General features: G+C 69.1%; 1 protein-coding gene. It reads right to left on the bottom strand.

Annotated features, from left to right (window positions below; genetic code table 11):
- Window positions 1-5: 5 nt before the first annotated feature.
- On the bottom strand, window positions 6-1,178 hold the full coding sequence (locus IV112_RS17880; protein ID WP_304005778.1) for an IS481 family transposase: 1,173 nt from the start codon (window positions 1,176-1,178) through the stop codon (window positions 6-8).
- Window positions 1,179-1,264: the final 86 nt, after the last annotated feature.

Below are 1,264 nucleotides of genomic sequence, written 5' to 3'. Positions count from 1 at the left end.
CGTGTTCAGACCGGGGACATGACTGACGCCTGTTCGGAGACATGGCTGACACTTCCGGGGTTGGTCAAGTCGATGTTGGCGATGCGTCGGCTGCCGAAGAAGACGCCGTATCGGCCGTCGTGGTCGAGGGGGCGGACGGCGACGGGTTCGCCCCGGAAGGCTCGGGGAACGCGCCACGTCCGCCCCCTGAAGCTGATGCAGGCCTTGGTCGGCCAGACGCACCGGACCATCTCGCCTTCATCGTAGCGGACCTCGGGCAGGGTTTCGGGCATGGGGCGGGGGCTGGGCCGCCAGCGGCAGGCGGGCGGCTCCAGGTCCAGAGCCTCGTGGGGGCGTTCGAAGTTGTAGACCTCGCGCCATCGATCGAAGGCGCGTTGGGCCTTGTCGAGATCGGCGAGAGGGTTGAGCGCCAGGACCTCGGCCTTCAGGGTGCGGTGGAAGCGTTCGTTCTTGCCCCGTCCCTGCGGGTGGTAGGGTCGGCTGTGCAGGACGTCTATACCGAGCTTGAGCAGCCAGACGCCGAACCGGGTCCAGCGCTCGTCGCCGGAGAAGCCCCATGGCGGCCCGTTGTCGACGAACAGGGCCTGGGGCAGACCATAGCGACGGAACACGGCGGAAAGCCTCGACCGGACCGTGTCGCCGCGCTGATCGGCGCATGCCTGGACACAGGGCGAGAAGCGCGAATGGTCGTCGATCACCGTCAGTGGATGACAGATCTGGCCGTTCGTCAGCCTCACCCAGCCCTTGAAATCCATCTGCCACAGCTCGTTGGGCGCCGCGCGCTCGAAGCGGCCGAGAGCCTTGTCGGCCCTCGCGGGTGGCGCGATCCGGCCATGCCGGGCCAGGATCGCGTGCGCGGTGGACACCGCGGGCGGCACGATCCCGCGCCCGGCCAGCCGTCGGGCGATCTTGCGCGCCCCCCAGGCCGGGTGGGCGTCCCGCTCGGCCAGCACCGCCGCCTCGACCTCGCACACCGTGCGCCCCGGGCTGGTCACCGGCCGGCGCGAGCGATCCACCAGGGCCTCGTCCCCCGCCTCGGCCCGCCTCAACCACTTGTAGGCCACGTCCGGACTGATCCCGAACCGACGACACAGCTCGCGCCGGTTCACACCCTCCATCATCGCCAGCCGAACGAACTCGCGCCGCTCATCCATCGCAGACACCTCGCGCCAGGGCATGGACCGCCTCCCAAAGAGCCAAATCCAGCCAATGATGCGTCAGCCATGTCCCCGAACACCTGTCCGGTATGTCCCCGGTCTGAACA

It is taken from the genome of Methyloversatilis discipulorum (assembly GCF_018780585.1).
Classification (GTDB): domain Bacteria; phylum Pseudomonadota; class Gammaproteobacteria; order Burkholderiales; family Rhodocyclaceae; genus Methyloversatilis; species Methyloversatilis discipulorum_B.
The sequence above is the reverse complement of the archived record's forward strand: the minus strand, read 5'-3'. Positions and strand labels throughout refer to the sequence as shown.